General features: G+C 50.7%; 16 protein-coding genes and 1 tRNA gene. 3 read left to right on the top strand and 14 right to left on the bottom strand.

The features are described 5' to 3' along the window. Positions 1-14 precede the first annotated feature (14 nt). The 12 genes from HHL17_RS13430 to HHL17_RS13375 all read right to left on the bottom strand — a co-directional run bounded on the left by HHL17_RS13430 (position 15) and on the right by HHL17_RS13375 (position 20,717). Positions 15-2,393 carry a TonB-dependent receptor gene (locus HHL17_RS13430; RefSeq protein WP_169225220.1) on the bottom strand — a complete coding sequence of 793 codons (2,379 nt, stop codon included), beginning with the start codon at positions 2,391-2,393 and terminating at the stop codon, positions 15-17. A gap of 225 nt (positions 2,394-2,618) precedes the next feature. Beyond that, entirely contained in the window at positions 2,619-3,446 is an 828-nt protein-coding gene (locus tag HHL17_RS13425) for a Rossmann-fold NAD(P)-binding domain-containing protein (RefSeq protein ID WP_169225219.1), read from the bottom strand. A 213-nt stretch (positions 3,447-3,659) separates the two neighbouring features. Next, entirely contained in the window at positions 3,660-5,162 is a 1,503-nt protein-coding gene (locus tag HHL17_RS13420) for a sulfatase-like hydrolase/transferase (RefSeq protein ID WP_169225218.1), read from the bottom strand. A 12-nt stretch (positions 5,163-5,174) separates the two neighbouring features. Next, positions 5,175-6,698 (bottom strand): sulfatase family protein, encoded by a 1,524-nt coding sequence (locus tag HHL17_RS13415; protein ID WP_317166554.1) that lies wholly within the window; start codon positions 6,696-6,698, stop codon positions 5,175-5,177. A 10-nt stretch (positions 6,699-6,708) separates the two neighbouring features. Next, positions 6,709-8,343 (bottom strand): RagB/SusD family nutrient uptake outer membrane protein, encoded by a 1,635-nt coding sequence (locus HHL17_RS13410; RefSeq protein WP_169225216.1) that lies wholly within the window; start codon positions 8,341-8,343, stop codon positions 6,709-6,711. 19 nt (positions 8,344-8,362) lie between these two features. Continuing rightward, a complete protein-coding gene (locus HHL17_RS13405; RefSeq protein WP_240975215.1) occupies positions 8,363-11,683 on the bottom strand; it encodes a TonB-dependent receptor in 3,321 nt (1,106 codons plus the stop codon). Positions 11,684-11,930: 247 nt separating this feature from the next. Beyond that, positions 11,931-13,136 carry a FecR family protein gene (locus HHL17_RS13400; protein WP_169225215.1) on the bottom strand — a complete coding sequence of 402 codons (1,206 nt, stop codon included), beginning with the start codon at positions 13,134-13,136 and terminating at the stop codon, positions 11,931-11,933. 69 nt (positions 13,137-13,205) lie between these two features. Next, a complete protein-coding gene (locus HHL17_RS13395) occupies positions 13,206-13,763 on the bottom strand; it encodes an RNA polymerase sigma factor (protein WP_169225214.1) in 558 nt (185 codons plus the stop codon). Positions 13,764-14,369: 606 nt separating this feature from the next. After that, the gene (locus HHL17_RS13390; RefSeq protein ID WP_169225213.1) at positions 14,370-15,422 is read right to left on the bottom strand and encodes an SO2930 family diheme c-type cytochrome; all 1,053 of its coding nucleotides are present in this window, start codon (positions 15,420-15,422) and stop codon (positions 14,370-14,372) included. A 77-nt stretch (positions 15,423-15,499) separates the two neighbouring features. Further along, positions 15,500-16,780 (bottom strand): parallel beta-helix domain-containing protein, encoded by a 1,281-nt coding sequence (locus tag HHL17_RS13385; protein ID WP_169225212.1) that lies wholly within the window; start codon positions 16,778-16,780, stop codon positions 15,500-15,502. A gap of 23 nt (positions 16,781-16,803) precedes the next feature. Beyond that, positions 16,804-19,554 carry a TonB-dependent receptor gene (locus tag HHL17_RS13380; RefSeq protein WP_169225211.1) on the bottom strand — a complete coding sequence of 917 codons (2,751 nt, stop codon included), beginning with the start codon at positions 19,552-19,554 and terminating at the stop codon, positions 16,804-16,806. 254 nt (positions 19,555-19,808) lie between these two features. Then, the gene (locus tag HHL17_RS13375) at positions 19,809-20,717 is read right to left on the bottom strand and encodes a LytR/AlgR family response regulator transcription factor (protein ID WP_169225210.1); all 909 of its coding nucleotides are present in this window, start codon (positions 20,715-20,717) and stop codon (positions 19,809-19,811) included. Between the two features lie 80 nt (positions 20,718-20,797). On the opposite strand from HHL17_RS13375, the gene HHL17_RS13370 reads away from it, so the two are divergent. Next, complete coding sequence (locus HHL17_RS13370; protein WP_169225209.1) at positions 20,798-21,259, top strand: hypothetical protein; 462 nt, start codon at positions 20,798-20,800, stop codon at positions 21,257-21,259. Here HHL17_RS13370 and HHL17_RS13365 read toward each other — a convergent pair. Continuing rightward, complete coding sequence (locus HHL17_RS13365) at positions 21,256-21,753, bottom strand: hypothetical protein (RefSeq protein ID WP_169225208.1); 498 nt, start codon at positions 21,751-21,753, stop codon at positions 21,256-21,258. The genes HHL17_RS13370 and HHL17_RS13365 overlap by 4 nt on opposite strands. A gap of 16 nt (positions 21,754-21,769) precedes the next feature. Continuing rightward, complete coding sequence (gene def, locus HHL17_RS13360; RefSeq protein WP_169225207.1) at positions 21,770-22,342, bottom strand: peptide deformylase; 573 nt, start codon at positions 22,340-22,342, stop codon at positions 21,770-21,772. Positions 22,343-22,442: 100 nt separating this feature from the next. Here def and HHL17_RS13355 point away from each other — a divergent pair, with 100 nt between their 5' ends. Together HHL17_RS13355 and HHL17_RS13350 are read left to right on the top strand one after the other, a co-directional pair. After that, positions 22,443-23,258: an AraC family transcriptional regulator gene (locus HHL17_RS13355; RefSeq protein WP_169225206.1), complete on the top strand. Its 816-nt coding sequence runs from the start codon at positions 22,443-22,445 to the stop codon at positions 23,256-23,258. Between the two features lie 78 nt (positions 23,259-23,336). After that, positions 23,337-23,410 (top strand) — tRNA-Pro (locus HHL17_RS13350). The last annotated feature ends 11 nt before the right edge of the window (positions 23,411-23,421 follow it).

Here is a 23,421-nt window from a genome sequence, read left to right as displayed (position 1 = left end):
TAAAAAAGTATCCACTAGAACTTGTAAGAAACAGTACCTACAAACTGTGTAGGCGGAATCGGGTTGATGCTGTAGTTTTCGTGCACGTAGTAGTTGTAAGTATTGGTAACGTTAGATACTTTACCCATTACAGCAAAACGTTTGAAAGAGTAACCAGCGCTGAGGTCGAGGGTGGTATAACCCGGTACGGAGATCAGACGGTCATATGTCTGGGCTTGTTGCACAGTATTGTTCCAACCAGCAAAACGCTGACCGATGTAATAGAAACCAGCACCCAGTTTCAGGCCTTTTACAGCCGACTGCTGGAAAGTATAGAAAATGCTCGCATTGGCAGTATGGTTAGGATTACCTACCAGACGTTGACCGGCAATCACAGAACCTTTGGTATTAGGTGTATTTTCAACGGTCATATTGTTGTAGCTGTAACCACCAATTACGTCCAGGCCTGGCAGCGGATGACCAGCGATATCTACTTCTACGCCCTGGCTGAGGGTTTCGCCAATCAGTGCTTTGAAGGCAGTATTGCTGTTCTCATTACCATTAGAGTCGAGTGGTGCAGTTTGTGCGTAATTGCTGTTGTGTATACGGTATACAGTTACGTTAACAGACAATAGCCCTTTAAAGAAATCGTTCTTAATACCCGCTTCGTACTGACTGATAATAGACGGCTTCAGGTTTTTAAGCCATATATCTGTACCGGAATTAGGTGTAAAGGAAGTTGAATAGCTGGCAAACAATGCAGTTGTCGGAATCGGTTTGTAAACGATACCAAAGCGGGGAGATACTGCATTATCGTATTTGGAACCGGTTCTTGCCTGGCTGCCATCTGCGAAGTTGTAAGTAACCGGCGATTCATTTTGCAAATAAGACATGCGCACTCCTGCCAGTACCTTCAGTTTTTCAGAAATGCTGACAAGGTCCTGAACATAAGCACCCAACCTGTTGATAGGCGTGTTGGTTACACTCACCAACGGAGCATCCGGCATATCTGTACGACGGACATATTTTGAATCATCGAATACGTTGATAACATCATAGGAAGCAGGTACCTTATAGCCGTACTGGCCGGTAAGGTAACGGTCTGCATCCACACCAGCCATAACGGTATGTTCCACAGATCCGGTTTTGAATTTACCGGTCAGGTCAACCTGGGCAGCGTAATAATCTTCATTGGTGGCGTTTTTACCCAGCGGACGAGCCCAGTCACCATTTGACTTTGCCTGAATTCTTTCAATAGAATAATAATCACGGGCATATTTGGAGTAAGATACCAGACCGCTGATAGACCAGTTTTCATTGAATTTATGTTTGATGTTGGCAGAAGCGGTAGACTGCTGTGTGCGGGCATACTGCCATGGTGCACCATAAAAAGTATTACGTGATGCTCTATTGATCACCGTATCACCGATGGAACCCAGGCCGAAGTCAGGTGTGAAGTCGTGCTTCAGGTAATCGCCCTGTACCACTAATTCGGTACGGTCGCTCAGTTTGAACAACAGGGAAGGGTTTACATAATATCTTTTGGAATGTACCTGGTCGCGGTAGCTGTCAGCTGTCTCGAAGGTACCATTCACGCGGTAAGCAATTTTGGAAGAGATAGGACCATACACATCGAAAGCCGGTTTCAGCAAGCCATAGCTGCCAGCTCTCAGGTTTACTTCACCACCGAAGTTGAATTTCGGTTGTTTGGTCACCATGTTCATCACCGCACCGGGGGCTACGTTACCATACAGGATGGCAGCGCTGCCTTTGAGGATCTCTACTCTTTCGAGGGAGCTCATTTCAGGCATCGCACCGGAGTTCACACGGGTACCGTTTTTGAACATGTTGGTGCTGGAGAAGCCATAACCGCGGGCATTGAAAGTTTCCTGTGTACCAGCGCGCTGAGAAGCCATATATACGCCGTTCACATTTTTCACCACATCGCTGAGGCGTTGTGCCTGCTGGTCTTCCAGTACTTCGTGACCAATAATGGCCACGCTCTGAGGCAGGTCCATCACCGGTACCGGCAGTTTGCCGATGGACACCGGTTTGCGGTTGATCGTACGGGTACGTGTCCCGTCTACTACTACTTCATTCAGCTGGCTGGACGTGTTCTGCAGGTCCAGGTGGATTTCTACAGATTGATCAGGTCCTACAGTAACTGTTTTCTGGATGGGTTGGCAACCAGTACAGGATATAACGAGGGTATACACACCCGGCTTAACGTTTTTAACGGAGAAAGTACCGTCTTCATTAGTAACGGTGCCTCTTTTGGTATCTTTCAATCCAATTGTAACAAATGCTGCAGGTTCGCCATCGGCTGTATTGATTTTACCTTTGATAACACCGTTCTGCGCCATAGCGGCTACGCTCATCAAAACCAAACCAATAATGAAGTATAATTTTTTCAACGTTCAATAAATTTTGCGCAAAGGAACGTCAAGGTTGATTTATATACCCGGCGAATCGGGAAAACCATTTACGCAAAGCGGAAAAACTTGTACTCGATAAACAATTAACACTAAAAATCAATCATTTACATATTTTATAAATATCAGGAACTAATCATTAGTTCCTGATATTTTCCCGATTTGATCATCGTCCATTCCGGATTTCCGATATTTTTCCGGATTTGATTACTGTTGATTCCAGATTCCGGACGCGGCAGTAGTACGTGCATAGTCACCAAAATCCCGGGGAGCCCTTTTGAGTGCACGCTGTACCCCGTCGGTCAGACTTTCATTACGACCATCGAGCACTTCGGAGAAAAGGTAGGATATCAGCCAGATATGGTCATCCGGGAGGCCATACTCTTTCAGCATGGCAGTATAGTCGCCCAGGCTCACCGGTTGATAGGTAATCTGCCGGCCCGTTGCATTGGCCACTTCAGCCACCGCCTCGGCAAAGGTCAACAAACGGGGACCAGTCAGTTCATACAGTTCTCCGGCATGCCCGTCTTCGGTCAGGGCAGCCACCGCTACCTCAGCGATATCGTCGGCATCGATAAAGGGTTCACGCACATTACCCACAGGAAGCGCCACAATACCAGCCTGTAAAGGCTCCAGCAGGTAACCTTCGCTGAAATTCTGGCTGAACCAGGCGCAGCGGAGGATAGTCCATTCCACACCGGCTTTCTTCACCACCACCTCACAAGCCTCAGCCTCATGCTCGCCACGACCAGACAGTAATACGATCCGCTTTACGCCTACAACGACCGCCAGCTGCACAAAGGCATTAATAGTGTCTGCTGTGCCAGGCACTGCGAGATCAGGGTAATAGCTCAGGTATACGGACGAAATGCCGTCGAGCGCAGCCCGCCATGTAGCGGGATTTTCCCAGTCAAATGCCGGTGTACCGGAACGGGAGCCAATCCGGAAAGGCCATTTCTTTTCATCTAACAGTTGTGCGATCCTGCTGCCGGTTTTACCGGTACCTCCTAATATTAAAACGGGTGCTGTTTTCATGGTTTGTTTGTTTTTATATGTCAAAACTAGCACACCGGATACCCGGAAAATAGAACAAAACCGACACGAAGCCATTTTGGGATTTTTTGATTTACGATTTTCTGATTTCGCGAATAAAAAAGCGAAGACCAAAGCGGTTCTATTACCCGCTTTGGTCTTCGCTACTGTCGATCTATGAAATCAAAAAATCGTAAATCAAAAAATCCCTAAATGCTATAGCGCCGTGGCCGGCAGCCGGTTGAAATAGAATATCCCGTTCTGCAATTGCCCGTCGCAGGCCTTTGTCAGCACCCGTTTGAGCGAATCCACTTTTTGAGGGTATTGCGCGGATAGGTCTTTTGTCTCCCGGTTATCTGTTGGCAGATGATATAACTGGAAGATATTTTTATTGTCCAGCAGATAGGTGCGAAGCTTCCAGCCGTCACGGGTGACCAGTGCCGGGCCCATAAACGAGGAGAACACCACTTTATCACGGGGCACAGCCTTCTTTCCCAGCATAGACGGCAGATAAGAACGGCCATCTTTCTGATCGGGCACGCGCACCTGCAGCAGGTCAGCCATCGTGCTCAACAGGTCGTAACCAGCTACCAGGTTGCGGTTTACCGTTCCAGCCGGCACCTTGCCAGGCCAATAGCAGATAAACGGCACCCTTACACCGCCTTCCCAGTTGGTCTCCTTCAGACCCGCCAGACCACTGTTACCGTTAAAGATATCCGCACCATCATCGCTGAAAAAGCGTGTGGTAATATTATCAATGCGCCGCTGTTTGCCTTCATAATATAACCAATGACCGTTATCAGACCCGAAGATGATCAGGGTATTCTTCGTAAGGCCCAATGAATCTATCAGGTGAATAAAGGTCCCCACGTTATCGTCCACCATTTTCACCATGGAAGCGTACATCTTCTGGCGTTCCGTCAACTGATCATTGTGCGCAAATGCAGGATCAATGGCGGGTACGGATACCGGTCCGTGTGGCAGGTTGGTCGGGTAATACAGGAAGAAGGGTTTGTCTTTATTGCCGACAATAAACTGCCGGGCTTTATCCATGAACAGGTTTTCGGCATACTGCGGCTTTTCTTTGCCGTTCAGCAAGGCTGCGCTGTCGGGGTATGAGTCTGGCCGCGTATTGCCGGCGATGCGCACCGGTTCCCCGTTTTCAAACATGACCATCGGGTAGAAACCGTGGCACATGCGGTGATCGAGGTAGCCATAATAATAGTCCCACCCGTGGGCGGTCATCTGCTTGCGTGATGTGGCGAAGCCCCATTCCAGTTTACCGATTTCGCCGGTCACATAACCGGCTTTCTTAAACACCTGTGGCAGCACCATTCCCGGATGTTCCGACTGTTCAAAGAGCGCGAGGCGCTCATCTACTTCCGGCAGGGTAAGTTTGCCCTGGAGATAGTTAATATAGATACCGGCGCGGTTGAGTGTAAACTTCCCTTTTCTCACATCGCTGTAACCCGTGAGCATACTGGCCCTGGCAGGCGCACAATACATGCTGCCATAGATGTTGTCAAACCGCATACCGCCACGTGCCAGGAAATCGATGTTGGGTGTTTTCACGATCTGTTGACCGTAGCCGGACAACATACCGCGGCCCATATCATCGGTATAGATAAAGATCACGTTGGGCCGGGGCGCTTTCCCCGACTGTGCCGAAGCGGTGACAGTGACGAGGAAAGCACTCAGACATAACAAATACTGCTTCATGGGCGATGTTTTTTAGCGGCTGCGGCCACTGCTCCTGATCGTTTCCAGCATGGAGGACATTTCTTTCACCATGTCAGGATGTGCGGCAGCCATGTTGTTCTTTTCTCCCAGATCGTTTTTCAGGTTGTACAGCTGGGGAATAGTATCCAGTCCGGATTCAATATTCACCGCCTCGAACAGTTTAGGCCCGCGCTGTGGCGCGATGTATTTCCAGTCGCCTTTGATGAGCGCCATTGTATTGGCTTGCTCCACAAAACTGCTGCGGCCTTGTTGTGATTTTCCGAGCAAAGTGCTCAGTATGTTCCAGCTGTCCGGTGCATCACTCTCGGGCAACGGCTGGCGGAGCATGGCTGCAAAAGAAGCCAACAGATCGACCTGACTTACCAGCGCACCGGAAACACCAGGTTTCACGGTGCCGGGCCAACGAACGATGAAAGGTACGCGGGTGCCGCCTTCGAGGATGCTGTATTTGCCGCCGCGCATGGCGCCGGCCGGCTGGTGGCCGTTTTGTTGGGCCACAGCGCCGTCGAGATAACCGTCATCCAGCACGGGGCCGTTGTCGCTGCTGAAAACAATAATGGTATTTTTAGCGATGCCGAGGTAATCGAGCGTTTTCATGATCTCTCCTACTGACCAGTCCAGTTGCATGATCACGTCGCCGCGGTAGCCCAGTTCACTTTTTCCTTTGAAGCGGGTGTCCGGCATGCGTGGCACATGGATATCGCTGAGCGCCAGGTAAAGGAAGAAAGGCTGACGGCGGTGTTCTTCGATGAAGTGCTGCGCCTGGTTCACAAAGTCGCCGGCCAGTGATTCGTCTGTCCAGCGGGCCCGTTGACCGCCGGTCATCCAGCCGATGCGGCCGATGCCGTTCACGATGGTCTGATTATGTCCTTGTCCGGGGGTAGAATGCATTTTGAGCAGCTCCGAGTTTTCCTTGCCGGTAGGCTCGTTGCCGATCTTATGCTGGTAGTTGACCTGGATGGTATCTTTCGGATCGAGGGCCACCACGCGGTGGTTTTCTACATATACCGTAGGCACCCTGTCGGCCGTAGCGGGGAAAAAGAACGCATAATCGAAGCCTGTTTCCAGCGGACCGGGTTTGATTTCCCCGTTCCAGTCCGGTTCTCCCTGTGTGCCCAGTCCGAGGTGCCACTTACCGATGCAGGCCGTACGATAGCCGGAGCGCTGGAACACTTTGCCCAGCGTGGTGCGGTCTGTTGGCACAATCAGCGCCGCGTTGCCGGGGAGTATATTGGTCCCCTTTTTACGCCAGGCATATTCACCGGTGAGGATGGAATAACGGGAAGGAGTACACGTAGCAGCCGTCGCGTGGCCGTTGGTAAAACGTATCCCTTCCGATGCCAATTGATCGATATGCGGCGTTTTCACACGAGCGGCGCCGTTGCAGCTGATATCCCCATATCCCAGGTCATCTGCATAGATGATGATCACATTGGGCTGTTGTCCTTTCTGCTGGCCTTTTACCGCCACATGGGCCACGCCCGTGAGGACGGCGGTAAAGAGTAATTTTTTCACGTAATGCATATTATCTCAGATTAGGATTTATGTCCTGTTCGCTTTGCGGCACCGGCCATTTTTCATCGGTACCGGCGCGGAAAGCTTTGGTCGTTACGAACCAGCGGCTGTAAGGATCTACACTGGAGCCTTTCTTGCGCAAATTTACTGCTCCCGGGAAAGGCGCCCCATAAAAATCACCATTCATCACCTGTGCGATAGTCCCCCAGCGGAGCAGGTCCCAATAACGAAGCCCTTCGCAAGCTAGTTCATTTCTACGTTCGCGGCGCAGGACCACGCGCAGCGCCACCGCATCGGTGGTCGTTACCCTTGGCATGCCTACAGCAGCACGACCTCTCACCTGGTTGATGGTAGCGTCCAGCAGGGCCTGATCGATGGGCTCACCGCCCTCCAGTTTTGCTTCGAGGTAGCTGAGCAGCACTTCCGCATAACGGACCACCGGCACATCGATGCCCGAATTCTGTAAGTCGCCGGAGAAATTATCCGGCAGGAACTTGCGGATGCAATAGCCGGTACGCGTAGCCTGACGGGTCAGCGTGAGCTGATCTACCGATTTGGTGGAATCCGGATGAGAGATATAAGGGCGGCCGTTGAACGTCTGCATATTATAGAGTACCGTGTACGTCAGCCGCGGATCGCGGTTCTGGCCGATATCCTTTGGATTATAACGGGCATCTGTAAACGAAAAAGGCGTGCCATCCCTGAACTCATAACTTTCCACGAGGCTGCCCAGCGGATTTAGCAGGTGCCATCCGCTGTTGATGGCCGGGAAGAAATGTTGCAACATCCCGTTGGGGACTAAGTTAGGGACGTACTGGATAGCGAAGACCAACTCTTTGCTGGTTTCGTTGGTACCATCGAAAAGGCTTTTATAGTTCGGATCGATGAGATTGTCGTTGTAATCGATGATGGTTTTGTAGGTTGCTGCAGCATCGCTGTATTTTTTCTCAGCCAGTTGCAGGCGGCCCAGGAATGCCAGTGCAGCCTGTTTGCTGGCGCGGCCTCTTTCGGTGGCAGCGATGTCTTTAAACCTTGGCAGATCGGCTATTGCAGCTGTCAGCTCGGCTGTTACAAAATCAACGAGCTGTTGTTTGGTGGCTTTTTTCACGGAATTCGCCTCCTCCACCGTCATGGTTTTGGTAGTGAGCGGCACACTGCCAAAATACTGGGAGAAATAAAAGAAGATGGCAGCCCTGATAAAACGGACTTCTGCTGTCATTCTTTTGATTTTTTCGGGAGATGCCGGTACCCGGTTGACGTTCTCCAGGAAGTAGTTACAGCGGGCGATGCGGGTATAACCCGAGGTCCAGTAGATAGCTACCTGACCGTTAGTGGTTGTGAGACCGCCGTTGGTTAGTTTGCTCACATCAGAATTGTCACCGCGGCGGTCATAGAGATTATCGGTAGACATGTCCAGCAGCAACAGCCCATAATAGGACCACCAGTCGGACATAGTAGTTTCAGTGCCGCCGGCGATATTACCCCGGTATACCGCTGCCAGCGCCAGCATGGCGTCGCCCTCGGATTTCCAGAAGCTCTCATTGGAGAACTGCGACAGTGGCGCTTTATCCAGCTTTTTGCTGCAACCGCTGCCCAGCGTTAACAACAGGCAGGCGGCTATTATATATCTGTAATGTACTCGCATTTTTCAGTCGTTTGAAGATTTAGAAACTAACATTTACACCCAACGTATAGTTACGCAAAATGGGATAGTAGGCACCGCCGGTATTGACTTCCGGGTCCCATCCCTTACGGTAACGGCTGAACGTAAACAAATTCTCTGCGGCCAGGCTCACACGTAGTCCGTCGATGCCTATACGCCGTGTAACAGCCGGGGCCAGCGTATAGCCGAGCTGTATGTTTTTGATACGGAGATAGGAACCATTCAGCATCCAGTAGGAAGACGCAACGGTATTACCGGTACCGGTATTGGGCACCAGCTCCATGCGCGGATATTTGGCGTTACGGTCCGGGTTTTCCGGTGTCCAGCGTTCGTCAAACTGCCAGCGTTGTACAGTAGCGGTATTGTTCAACGCAATACCGGCGTAGCCCTCCAGGTAACCTTTCACACCGGTCACGCCCTGCATCAGCACATTGAGATCAAAATTGCGGTATTTGCCACCGAGGTTCAGACCGAAAGTATACCGCGGGATACGGCTGCCAAGCACCACCCGGTCATACGCCGGCGTGATCTTACCATCTGGTTTGCCATCAGGGCCGCTGATATCTTTGTATCGGATATCGCCCGGCTTCTTCTGGGAACCCAGTGCCGACTGATCTGCCCAGGAAGCTCCGTCAGCGGCATCTACAAACAATCCGTCAGCCACATATCCATAATAAGCATTCACCGGATAACCGATAAACAACGGCGTATTAGCATTACCTACCAGCCCATTGGGCTGTACCACGTTACCTACGCCCACATCCAGTACTTTGTTGTTGATGATGCTGAAATTACCATCAATGTTATAACTGAATTTACCCACGGTATGATGATGCCCCAGGGTAAACTCCCAACCAGTATTTTTCAGTCTGCCGGAATTCTTTACCCCCACGGTAAAGCCCAGTACGCTGGATACGCTGCCGGCCGGGCTTACGAGGATATCGTACGTATATTTATCGAAATAAGTAGCACTACCGGTGAGCAATCCGTGCAACAAGGTAAAGTCCACACCCAAATCGGTAGAACGGGTAGACTCCCAACGGAGCGTAGGATCTGCCAGGTTCACCAACATCACGCCGGTAGCTACCTGATCACCGAAGCTGTAGTTATACCTGGTACCAGTGTTGAGGATGTTCTGCCAGCCGTAGTTAGCAATGTTCTGGTTACCCAGCGTACCACGGGAAGCCTTTATTTTCAGTTCATCTACCCATTTAATATTGTTTTTCATAAATGGCTCTTCTGAAATCCGCCAACCGACTGCCATCGCGGGGAAGAACGCATATTTTTTGGTGGCAGGGAAACGGGAGGAGCCATCATAACGCAGCACGCCTTCTGCAAAATATTTGCTATTGAAGTTGTATTGCAGGCGGCCAAAGAAGGAAGACAAAGCCCAGGAAGCAGCGCCGCCATCATTGGTCTGACCGTCAGCCGATCCCAGGTTAATAGACGTCAGTGAATTACCGGGGAAGTTTCTGCGGAAAGCACTCACAGAGTCTACCACAAATTCTTCAAAGGAATAACCGGCCAACAGTGTAAAACTGTGTTTATTGAACCGTTTATTGTATTCCGCCAACGCCTGCATGGTTTTGTAATTGGAGTTGCGCGTACCCTGGTTTAAAGTGGACGGACCTAGTATGGTATTGGCATTGAGATATTGCGTAGCGAGGAAACGTTTGTTATCGCCGTAGTTGATGTAACCGCCGCCTACAGCAGAGAGCTTGAGGCCTTCTATCACGTTCCAGTCCAGCCGCAGGTTGCCATTCAGGTCAATACCTTTTTCTTTATAAAAAGATTCACTTTCCAGATTGGACACCGGTGTGCCTTTACCATTGATGCCCACGCCCCAGTCGCCATTGCTCATGCGAACAGGATATATCGGCGCGTAACGTACCACCTGCCCTATCATATCGAGCATGTTGTTGTAATCCAATGTTGCGGGAGGCGCCGGTTCATTCGTGGTAGACAGGGAAGACGCAATACGGGTCGTCAGCTTCAGTTTGCGGGTGATATTGGTGAGCATGTTCAGGCGCACGTTGTAGCGGTCGTAGTTGTTCCTTTCCACGATACCGTTCTGCCGTATATACCCGAAAGACAGCTGGTACTGGCTGACCTGGTTACCATTGGCCAGGGAAATGTTATGGCCTGTTTGTATACCGTATGGTTTAAAGAAATCTTTGTAGAAATTGGAGTTGGGATAGTTGTCCGGATTGCTGCCGTCTTTAAACTGTTGTATCTCCGCTGGCGAATAAGAGCCGGGCACCGCTTCGTTCATGGCTTGTGCATACTCCCATGAGTTGACAGACTGCGGCAGTGCCGTTGGTTTCTGCGTACCTACGTAACCGTTATAGTTCAGTTTGAGTTTACCGATGGCGCTACCCGATTTGGTGGTAATGAGTATCACGCCGTTGGCCGCCCGGGCGCCGTAGATAGCGGCCGAAGAAGCATCTTTCAGCACAGATACCGCTTCCACATCGTTGGGGTTTACATCATTGAAGGAGTTGACCGGCATCCCATCCACGAGGATGAGCGCACCAGGGCCTGCACCGAAAGAACCCACGCCACGCACCTGTATTTCGCCGCCAGCCGCGCCGGGCCTGCCGGAGCGCTGTATCACCGTTACGCCGGGCATCTGGCCGGTAAGGGCGTTGGACAGTTGTGGCACTGTCCTGTTATTGACTTTCTCCGCGTTGATCTGCGATACTGATCCGATGAGTTGTGATTTTTTCTGGGTACCATAACCCACTACCACTACTTCGCTGATGGCGCTGGCTTCGGGGTGCAATACCACGTTGAGCGTAGTGCCCTCCCCTACCTGCACCGTATACGGCTTATAGCCCAGGATCGTGAATTTCAGCGTTTCGCCGGCAGTGGCCCTGATCACAAAAGCACCTTTGGCATCGGTGATAATACCACGGGCCGTGCCTACTACGCCGACAGATACGCCGGGGATGGGGTTGCCCTGTTCATCTTTCACCGTGCCACGGATGTCTGCAGGCACAACCGCGTTGACAACCGGAGTAGCCGGTGTTGCCGGCTTCCGGGAGATAACGATCATTTTGTCTTCGATCGTGAAGGTAAAGGGCTGGCCTTTCAGGCAGGCGGTGAGCACTTCCTGAACAGTAGCTTTGCTGAAATCGGCATCTATGGCCGATGATGTTTTCAATTCCCGGTAATCATAAAAGAACCGGTAATTGCTTTGGTGCTCGATGGCCCTGAAGACTTTCTCCAGTGGCATTTTCTTTCCCGACAGGCTGATTGCCTGGGAATAGCCGATGGCATTAACTTGTAAAAAAGCCACCAGTAGCAGTACAGTCAATTTCATAATAAGCAGACTTTTACTTGATAAAAGCCCCTTTGGTGGCGAAGCTTTTGCATAACGAAGGGAATGCATACATTTGTTGTGTTAGGGAATTAAATAATCGATTGATCTTAGCGGAAACATTGGTTGATAATCTCCCGGCAATAGTCCACCAGGGGCGGGTCGAAACGCTCCTGGTTTTTTATTTCCGGGCAGTTCATTGTTCACGGACTTTTGTTCATAACTGCCGGTTTTGGTTGATGTTTTTTTATTACGAGACGACTATAATTTTCCTTCCTTCCACTCTAAAATGCACATGACTTAACTCCAGCAGGCGCAGCACTTTCGACAGTTTTTCCTGCCGGCTGATAGTGCCCACAAATTCGCGGGCAGTAGGCGTACCTTCATAGGCCACCTCTACATCGTACCAGCGGGCCACCTGCCGCATAACGGTTTGTATATCTGCCTTATCGAAAAAGAAATACCCGTTTTTCCAGGCCAGTACTTCCTCCACATTGGCCGGCACTACGGTAAATGCCTGCGCGTTGTTAGACAGAATACCTTGATCGCCTGGGCGGATCACTGTATTGGCATTACCTTTCACCAGTTTCACCGAACCTTCGGTGAGGGTGGTTTTGATGGTTTGTTCATCGCTGTAGCCGGCAATATTAAAATGGGTGCCCAGCACATCCACGGCCATATCACCTGTTTTCACGCGGAAAGGGCGTTTATGTGTACCGCCGCCTTTTGATGGCGCTGTGATACTGGCAATTTCAAAATAAGCTTCCCCATTAAGTTCCACCTCCCGGCTGTCGTTCCGGAAGGTAACCGGGAAACGCAGGGAGGAAGCGGCATTGAGCCACACCTTGCTGCCATCGGGCAATACCACCTGGTACTGGCCGCCCCTTGGCGTAACGATGGTGTTGTACAGTATTTTCCCGGCAGCGGCAGCATCCTCTCCGGCATAGGCCAGCTGGCCGTTATTGAGTTTAATGACTTTCACAGCGCCTTGTTGACCGATCGTTCCGTTCTCTGCATCGTCCAGTACGATGGTATGGCCATTGGCCAGTGTGAGCACCGCCTTGTTGCCTCCCGGCGCGATATCGTGCCGGGCCAGCTGGTCTGCCTCTATCGCTGTATCCGCAGCCTTGTTCCGCTGGTCCAGGAAATACCATCCGGCAGACAGTACCCCCACCAGCACCGCGGCTGCCGCGGCATACCGCCACCAGCGCACTACCGGCTGTGGCTCCGTTTCCAGCGCCGCTATCCTTTCACGGACCTGCGCCAGCAGCTGCCTGTCCGGCTCCGGGGCCACCGGCGCCTGTAGCACCACCTGCTCGTAACCGTCCATCAATGCCCGGTACTGCTCATCCGGCAAGGACGACAGGTATTGCGATAAGGCCTGTTGCTCCTGCTCCGTCAGTGTATTGCCGCCGGCAAATTTCTCCAGTAAGGCTGAGATTTGTTCCTGTTCCATAATGCTGTTAATAATAAGACTGACAGGAATCCGGAAAGGACACCTGAAAGAAAATATTTTTTTGAGAAATTATTTCAGAGAGGTGAAAATGAGGGTCAGCATAACTGCATCCAGACCGGCATGTTTTTTCAGGTAAGTCTTTACATCCCGTACCGCCTCATACAATTGTTTTTTTACGGCAAACTTGGAGATATTCAACTCCATGGCGATATCATCGAGCGAGAGGCCGCCTTCATTGCGGAGCATAAAGATACGGCGGCGCTGCGGCGTCAGTCCGTCGATAGCCCTGCGGGCAATTTCATGGTATTCGTTGAACTGTACTTTTTCCTGTACATCCGAGTGCGCTTCCTCCTGTTGCTGTAACAACACGTCGCGGGCTTTGGATTGCCGGGCAGCCGCCATGCGGAGGTCATACAGCCGGTTTTTGGCCATCATAAAAAGGTAGGCCTGCAGCGACTGCACCGTGACCAGTGTTTCTTTTCTCAGCCATAGTTTTACAAAAATATCCTGGACCACCTCGTCGGTGTCCTGCCTGGAAAAACCCGTCAACGGGAAGACAAAAAGGTACAGTTTTGGTTGATAATGTTCGTACAGCCAGGTAAATGCATCCCCGTCCCCCGCCGCCAAGCGCTCACATATGACAATTTCTGATGGCACGCTATTCATGTAGCTTCGATCATTGTTCCCCGTAAAACTAAGGAGTTCTTGCAAAGGCGCAAAAGGTTCTCGCAAAGCAGCAAAGGCGCAAAGGAGTCTCGCAGAGGTTGTAAAGAGAACAAAGAGCATAAAGAAAAAACAAGAAATTAAGATAAAATACCACCAGCTTTTGAGATATTATTATTTTTCAAATATTTACAATCCATTGATTTACATTATTTTGAAGTGGTATCATTCTCTTATCCTTCACCTATCCTTCGTATATCCTATACGTATCTCCCTGCCAACCGCCGTAAAATAAACCCTAAACCAATACTTTTTTCTTATGCATCGAAAGACCTTGAAAAACAACGTAGCCCAAGGCATCAGCCCTGGGATTTGAATGGGGATGATAATCACGAATTGGAATTGCGAATTGATGAGCGATTGATGATTGGGAATTGATGCTCGCCATCCCAGGGCTAAAGCCCTGGGGCTACGACATTACCATTTTCCCAAAGCGTATTAACAACAGAGGCCGACCAAATCGGCCGGCCTCTTCTATTTGCGATGGTATGGAGATATGCAGCTGTTAATCTAAAGCGGCATTTTTGCCACCCACTGGCGTATCAGCGCTACGCCCTCCTTGTGGATCACGGTGCGTGCCAGTTCCGGCATAGCGGTACCTGGTTCGGTGCTGTTCATGCGATGCACCAGTATGGAGTGCACCGGATCACCGGGGATCACGTCATAATCCAGTCCTCCGGCGCCGCCGCCGGCCGATACTGGTTGTTTCATGATACCGAGTTGGTCATGGCCGGTCTGCTCATACTCCAGGAACAGGCCCGTATTAAACGCATCGCCGCCTTTGGTGTGGCAATGGGCGCAGTTAACATCGAGGTAGGCCCTTGCACGCTGGTCAACGGAATAATGCGCACTGTCTTTCCAGTCAGGCAACTGCGGTACGTCCTTCAATGCCGGCAGTCCCTGCAGCAGACCAGCGGAAGCCCACTGTTGCAGCTGATTAGACGCTTGTCCTACCAATGTAAAATTGAGGTTACGTGCCTTCGGGCCGATAGGTGTCAGCACACTGTTGTTGATATGGCAACGTTTACAGTCATTGGTATTGGGCATCTGGTACGTAGTGGAAATTTTCTCTCCGTTATCGTCCAGCAGGGTGATCGGAATTTTTTTGCCCAGTATCCACTTCACGGCGTCTGTCTGTTGATCGTTCCAGAGGTAGTTCATCACTTTCCAGCCTTTGTCTGCCGGATCTTTAAACAGCAGCCGGGTTTCTATCATTACTTTCTTGTGTTCCGGACTGGTATACGCGAAATTTTTGATGATAAAAGTGGAATCCGGGAAATCCAGCGCGCCATGGGTTGTATATTTCGCCGTTTTTCCTTCCGGCAGCACGACAAAACGGTCTTTCACTGCGTAGTCGGTAAACAGCGGCGTTGACAACTCATAATGCACCACTCCTTTGCGGGGCGTCAGTGTTTTCAGATCGCCGGTAAAAAATCCATAATCAGACAGTTTTGCTTTAAACTGAAAACCGGTATTCTCCTGCCCGGCAGGTTTCTGCTGGCAGCTGTTGAGCCATGCCAGCAGTGAAACAAACATCAATAACAGCAAACAAGGCTTCCTCATCTCGCTAAAAAATTAAAAACAAATATTGGTGAGCGACATCCGAAAATCAAAAAATCGAAAATCAAAAAATCAAACTTTTACTTACACAAAAACGGTGTCACATCTGTATCAGGACGCCATTCTTTAGTCCCCATTTGTAGTGCACGCACATTCACAAACAGGTTAGGTTGTTTTTGGCTGATGCAGATGGAATCGGGGTTGGCGGCGGTACCTTTTGTGAGCACATTGCTGGTGATACCGTCGTAGGTAATGAAAGGCAGGCGGGCATTCTTACGGGCAGGGTCCTGCGCGTTCAACTGTTGTTCGAGCCCCACCAATATTTTGCCGGTATGGTGCTCATAGACAGCTGGTGGAAAGCTGTCGCCCACCTGCATTTCATTGTCATGGATGCGAATGTTCTTAGGTATAGGGTCATAGTGATCATTCATTTTAGCTCCCGCATTGGGATCAATAAAAAACCCGGACACTACGGAGATAGCGCTGGAATTATTGTTGATGATACGGTTGTTGTACAGTTCAATATCGGAGGCCGATAATATCACCACTCCACTGCCGGGAGCAGCGTTCCCCACGCCCCAGGTAGATCCGAAACTGCCTGCCTTGGCAAAATTGCGTTCGTTGTTGTCGTGAAAATGATTGTTGTAGGCCTTCACATGTCCGCCGCGCTGGGACAGGTCGGGCAGGTCAAAAATGAGGAAGCCGGCCGTGTTCCCATAGAAGTCATTGTCATACACCTGTGCGTTGGAAGTGTTTTCTATTTCACAGCCAGCCACGTTTTTGTAGGCCTTGCAGTTGCGTACAACAGCACTGTCGGTCTGTCCTACGTAGATGCCCGCATCGGAAGCACCCTGTGCGTAACAGTTTTCTATCAGTACATTTTTACACATCACCGGATAGATGGCGTAACCGCCGCTGGTGGAATCTGACACAGACCATATGGCGTTCAGGTAGGTGATGACCACCTTCTGACTTTTATTTATTTTGATGAGATCTCCTTTGGAGTCTTTCAGTGTCATGCCGTGAATGGAAAATCCGTTCACGTCTGTCACGCGGATACCTTCACCACCCTGGCTTTGGGAGGAGAAGTCCAGCACCGTTTTATCCGGACCGGCGCCTTCTATGCGGATATGTTTCACCTGTGCGATGCTCAGGTTATCAAACTTATAAGTCCCTTCTTTGAGGAAGATGCTGCTGCTGTCTTTGAGGGTCAGGAAAGCTTCGGCTATTTTGGTTTCATCGCCGGGGCCGAAGGTGAGTTTGGTTTTGTAACCGTCCTTGTCTTCCTGCGACGAGTGGCATGCCATCAGCAGGCCTGCCAGGGCGAGGGCCAGGATAGGATATCTGTTGTATCGTTTCATCTGATTTCCATTTTTATAAATGATTAAAATACGTTGTATGCAAAGCTGGCATAGTACATAGCGCCGATGGCCGGACTGCCAAAGCCGTTACGGTAATACACATTGGTGATATTGGTACCGCCCAGTTTAACCCTGCAATGTGCCTGCAACAGGCGGTAGCTTATCTGCGCGTCTATCACGGCGGAAGCTGGCACGTTACCGGCAGCGAACCCTATCTGATAGAAATAACCCGGACGGTAACGGAAAGTTGTGCTGAAAGCAAAACGCTCTTTGCTGCCAAAACCGGTATTGCCAAAATCGATATTGAATTTATAGTTAGGTGTATTAAAATTGTTGACCTGGCTGTTGTTCCTGTTTTTTAGGAAGTCAGATGAGAAATTGACTTTCCCCATAAAGTTGTGTGTCATGTCCACAGCGACGCTGGCGGCGTAACCATAGGTATTCACTTTCTCTGCGCCGTTGTAGGCGATGTTATAGGCCATATAGGTGCTGTGGTCCTTAAATGCTGTAGGATTGTCGGTACCGGGCGTATTGGCCACGTTCACATAGCCGATGAAATTTTTCCAGGTGGCGTAGTAGCCCAGCACATCTATCAGCACGCATTTAGCGATCAGGGAGGAATAACCTAACTCGAAGGCATCAACGGATTGTGGTTTGATATCGTTGAGCGCGAACTTTTGCAGGTCTGCCGGGTTGTTGCTCTGCTGGTATTTGGTAACGCTTTCCAGGGTATAGGCCGGGTAGCGGTCGAACTGGTACACGCCATTGAGCAACCTGGAAGAGCCGCCGGAGGCGAAGCTGTTATAATCTACCGGGGTGCTTTGCAGCGCCTGAATATTAGACGGGAAACTATAGGCGTTCTGGTAAGAGAAACGGATAAAGCTTTCACGGTTGACCTCTGCTACAGCCGATGCCCTGGTGGTGATGCGTGGCTTTTCAAAGAGGGTGTTTTTATCATAACGGAAAGCTGCGCTCAGGCTCAGTTTATCTTTCAGCACTTTTTTGGTAGCATGCACATAAGCGCTGTATTCTGCCACATCGATAGGACCGTCGTTGTCGGGGAACAGGGTGCCTTTGGAATCGAGGCGGTACAGGCGGTAGTTGAGGCCTGCAATCAGTTCCGCGAATTTCACGAGGTGGGTAAAATTATACTGTGCCTCTACATTATACAGTTTGCTTTTGTCGAGGAACAGGGTGCCTCCTTTGGAAGTGGGCAGGGCGGAGATACTGTCTTTCAGGTGTTGGAACAGGGGGCTGGACGCATCCGGGCGGCCCTGGTCAGCAAAAGCGCGGGCGATGTTGCTTGCGTCGAGGTAGCTCTTACCACCGGCCATCGCTTCCAATAGTGCGCCGGTGTATTGCGGGTACCAGCCGTCGCTGGTAGCCGGGTTGAAGCTGGGCTTCCAGGCTTCGTTGATCAGTTGTGCTGTAGGACTGGCGATAATGGTGTTACCGGAGTTTTCGCGGGTGGTGTAGCCTCTCAGGAACCAGTGTTCCGCTTTCAGTTCCGCGCGGTACTGGCCCAGCTCGAAGTTGGTAAGGGCATAGCGGGTGTCGTTGCTGTATACCGCATTGCCTTTACCAAAGGTGCCGGAAATAATGGCTTCCAGCCGTGGCCGGATTTTGTAGCGCAGCTCTACGTTGGCCTTCAATAATTTGGCGTCGTTGCTCAGGTAGCCGTATTCCGGGTAACCGGTGCGGGCCACATAGTTGCTGCCTTTTTCCAGCAGCGGGTTGATGAGAGGCCCCAGTTCCGGCGTTTGTTGGAGAGCTGCCTGCAGGAACGGATTAATGTCTACCGTTGTTTTACTGCCATACATATTCACCCCGTTGTATTTGGGGTCGGTGAGCGGGCCGCCGGGACCATTGGTATTGGTGGTATCGGTGGCCATCCATTCTTTAGCCTGTATGTACTGCACGTTGATCTTAAAAGCAAATTTGTCGTTCACTTTTTTAGCCCAGCGGACGGTCCAGTCGTAATAAGGTGATGGTCCAAAAGGATCATTGGATTTGCCTTTACTGACGTGGTTCACGCCCTGGGTGATCTGGGCGCTGAGGCCCTGGTATTTGAACGGGTCTTTGCCGGTCATGACGAGGGTGCCGTTGAGGCCGCGGGAGCCGTAGAGGGCGGAAGAGGCGCCGGAGAGCACTTCGAGGTTGTCCACATCCAGTTCAGTGAGGCCGATAGCCGTGCCGAGCGGGAAGTTGAGGCCGGGGGCCTGGTTGTCCATCCCGTCTACGATCTGGGTGAAATTGGTGTTACCGCTGGTATTAAAACCGCGTGTAGTGATGGTGGTGAAGGTGAGGCTGGAGGTAGTGACATCTACTCCTTTGAGGCCCTGTATCATATTAAAATAACTGGGCTGGGGGGAGTTGATGATTTCTTTGGTGCTGATTCTTTCGATGGTGACGGGGGATTCAATTTTCTTTTGGGTAAAGCGGCTGGCAGAGACCACCACTTCGCGTCCCAGTACAGACACGGGGGTGAGCTCTATTTTCAGTGTACCGGCACTACTGACGGTCACCTCTTTGGTTTCAAATCCAAGGGATGAAAAAAACAGGGTAACGGGATACTGTTTCTTTGCAGAAAAGCGGAAGTTTCCCTGATCATTGGTATAGTCGCCGTTAGGCGCTCCTTTCATGGTCACTGATACGGCGGGGACCACCTCTTTGGTGTCCGCATTGCGCACGTTGCCCGAGACCGTGATCTGGGCCTGCGACAGATGGATAAAACCCATCAGACAAATAATGGTTGATAATAAGACTTTGAACATCAGGGTGGAATTTAGACAGGTTGACAAAGGCGATATTACCAAAAACACCCGTGGCAACATGCCCACGGCGGCGGGTTTGGGGCGAAATCAGGCACATATGGGGTGAAAATTAGATTTACGAATTGGGTTATTTTGAGATGTCGATATTTGATGACGATTGAGGGACAGGCTGTTGATTATTTTGCCATTTCGATATGCTGTTATTTTGATATTTCGTGATTATAGAGGACTCGCTTTCGGTATGCGGTATATCATCAGCCGAAGGCTGACTGAAATACCGGCAGGTAAGTTCCGGATACGGGAACGGGGGTATCTTCCATTCCTTCGATATGTAAAAAGCAGCCTTTTGAATTTTTCTTAAAAAGTACCACTTTAGACAGGTTGACCAGATAGGAACGATGCGCCCGGGCGAAGCCGTTGGCCGTCAGTTGTACTTCCATTTTTTTGAGGGGCACCCTCACCAGTTCTTTGCTGATGGTAGTACCGTTGCGGTAAAACACCTGTACATAATTATCTTCCGCTTTGATCATGAGTAGTTTGGCCGGATGTACCGACAGGACTGTCTTTCCCTGTTCATCTTTGATTTGCAGGCAGCTGTCCGGCACAGGCACCGGCTGAGGCGTTGGTATGCTCACCACCGGGGCAGGTGGTACCGGTGTTTGTGACACCCTGTTTTCCAGTGATTTCAACTGCTTATATTTCTCCCGGGAGAAAAACCAGAGCAGGGAGATCATATATGGCAGGGGCATAATCAGTGCGGTATACCGCAGGGTGTTGATAAACTCGCTCCAGGTGAAGAAAAAAGTATCGGTCAGCAGCACGTCTACCATGGTAACAATAGATGCCACCAATACAATTTCGCCCAGCAGCCAGAAAAGATAGGTAGCGTTGGTGAGCCTGCGGCGTATCTTCCAGCCTGCCAGCAGGAATTGCGAAATGGTGAGCCCCAGTATCCCGCAACCGGTAAATATACCGAAGAACACCACCAGGTGCAGATGCTGTCCTTCATACCACATATTGATATTAAAGGGCAGGAAAATATACATGAAGCAAAAACTGAAAACACTGCAAAAAATGATCAGTTCAATCCTGTTCCGCACCGGGTCCAGTAGGCTGAAGCGGGGCTGGTCTGCGACCAGCGGAAGTGTTGGCAAACTTTTCATACCATGGCGTATTTCGGTATTTAATATACGTTTTTTCGCGCAAAACGACAAAGCATGCGCGAAAGTAATATATTCGTTATATGCAGGAAACATTTACCATTCCGGACTGGTTTCGGGGCTTTTGTTATGTTGGCGCCGTGTTTATGTTGTGTATGGGTGTCTTCATTATTTATGTGGAATTCACGCAGATCAAAGGACAGAACATCATTTTCGTGAGCTTCGCCTTCTTTTTCCTGGCGTGGTCCATGTACACCTATACGCGGCTGAAGCTTGTTCTTAGTCCACAGGAGGTGGCGTTTACCGGGGGCTTGCGGCCGCATCATTTTCACTGGGCAGATATAACCAGCATAGATATGGCGCGTGTAGGACGTTACAGTGAAGTGCAGTTAACCATCCGTTATGGCGACCGTAAATTGAAGCTGGACCGCCCTTTTTTCAGAAAGGGACCTTTCCTGGAAATCCTTGACCGCATAGAACGCTACTCGCCCGCAGGCGTTTTTACCGCAGGCTACCGTCAGATAAAAGCAGAGATACAGGCTTAAAAGACAGGGTCCTCCCCAGCTTTCAGCTCTTTTCCCTTCTGTTGCACGGCTTTTTTAAACGTCTCTTCCGGCAACGCTTTAAAGCCTTTGGGAGCTTTATGTGCTGGTCCTTCGTAGATGCCCACAAAACGTTTATTGTAAGTACGCCGGCTCACGGGGTCGGTCATACGAAAATACTGCGGGTACCATCCTTTCACCGCGCGTGTATCCTTTACCGGTTGTTGACGGCCGGCCAGGACCTGCTCCGGCGTTATCTTTTCAATAGCCGCCGGTGAAAAAAAGTAGATCCGTTTTCCTTTGAGGGAGCTACCGGATTTAAACACCCCGGCATGATGCCATTCCGAAGCAAAAGGTGTCAGTTCCGCTGCCGATATTTTCTCCTTGAATTTTTTCGTCAGCAGGCGCGCCACGTCACCCGCTTTCAGCAGACCTTTCTCTTCCGCATCCTGATAGTTCTCGGACTTCCCCTGCCGCAGATATTGGCTCATTTTCATACCGGCAAGGTACGATTTATTTCATCGGGTAGGCGGCCCTGTAGTGGCCTTTACGCACCTTTTCCAGTTTACCCGCCAGCAGCTTTTTCTGTAACGGCGGCAGGTGATCGAAATAAAGGCGGCCGTCCAGGTGGTCATATTCATGCTGGACCATCCTGGCCGTGAGGCCGGTGTAAGTCCGTACCTGCCGTTGCAGCGTGGCATCCAGGTATTCAATAGTGATGCTCCATGGGCGTTTCACCCGCGCCCACAGGCCAGGGATACTGAGGCATCCCTCCTCGTCTTCCCAGGTTTGTGCTGATGCCACCGTAATTACAGGATTGATGAAGGTTTCGCGGATACCGCCGCCATCAGGGAAAAGGGTGAGGCGTTCATCTTCATCGAGATGCTCAAAAGTAGACTGGCTTTCCACGATAAACAGCCGCAGCGGCCGGTTGACCTGCGGTGCCGCCAAACCAACGCCCCTGGATGACTCCAGCGTTTGCCACATATCCGCCATCAGTTGAGGAAGACCGTCAAAGTCCGCCGGTATGTCCGTACAGGTCGTACGCAATACCGTATGCCCGTAAGCGATAATAGGAAGTATCATGTTTTTGACCACAAAAATGCAGCGACCTTCCATAGCCGTGTAGTAAATATTAGACATTAATTTATTTCTCCAGCCGCACCTGTGCCTGTACATTTGTGATATGCCCGTGACGCTGTTCCAATACATGCAAAGCCTGGAGATGATCCGGCCGGCCGCTACGCTGTCGCGGCTGATCACCGGTTTTTATGTACTGCCCGCCAGCCGGCTGCAGGAAGGATGCCTGGCTGTCAGCGACGGGATGCCGGCCATCGCTTTCCTGCCGCATCCGGATGACCGGGTCACTTTCATCACTGGTAACTGTACCGTCACCCTCACCGGCGCCTGGATCAGCAGCCAGTACCTGGAAAAGACGACACTGCAACTGCAACAGCCGTATGGCGAGTTGCTCATCATCCGGTTCAACCCCGTGCTTTTTTATCAACGCTGGCCGCTATTGCCCGGACGTTTACAACAAGGCTCCGCCTGGAGCCTGCCGGACATGCTGGGGCGCGATGGCACTACCCTCCTGCAACAGGTAACAGCGGCTCCTGATCTGCCTGGGAAAATAAAAGCCGCGGAGGCATGGGCCGCTACGCAACTGCCGGAACAGCCAGGGCATAACGGTTTGCTGGAAGCCGCGTTTTCGTATATCTGTCAATGTAAGGGAGTCGTCACTGTGAAGGAACTGACCTCGTTATTGGGCGTTAACTACAAATGGCTGGAGCGTAACTTCCGCTTCTACACCGGTCTCTCGCCCAAAGTATTCCTGCGGCAGCATCGTTTTGTGCAGGCATGCCTGCCACTGCTGCATCCCCAACCGGCGGATTTTATGGCCATCGCACTGGAACATGGCTACTACGACCAGAACCATCTGATCAAAGAGTTCAAACAGTTTACCGGTGCAGCTCCGGGTAACTTCCGGCAGAATTCAATATAGTAAAATGTTCCGCCTTTTACCTTAAAAAAAGTTGGATTTTTAAGAAAATCGTGGTTAATTTGTGGCCCCGAGCAAAAGCGGGATGTAGCGCAGCCCGGTAGCGCGCTTCGTTCGGGACGAAGAGGCCGCAAGTTCGAATCTTGTCATCCCGACAAGAAGCCAG

It is taken from the genome of Chitinophaga fulva (assembly GCF_012927205.1).
Classification (GTDB): domain Bacteria; phylum Bacteroidota; class Bacteroidia; order Chitinophagales; family Chitinophagaceae; genus Chitinophaga; species Chitinophaga fulva.
The sequence above is the reverse complement of the archived record's forward strand: the minus strand, read 5'-3'. Positions and strand labels throughout refer to the sequence as shown.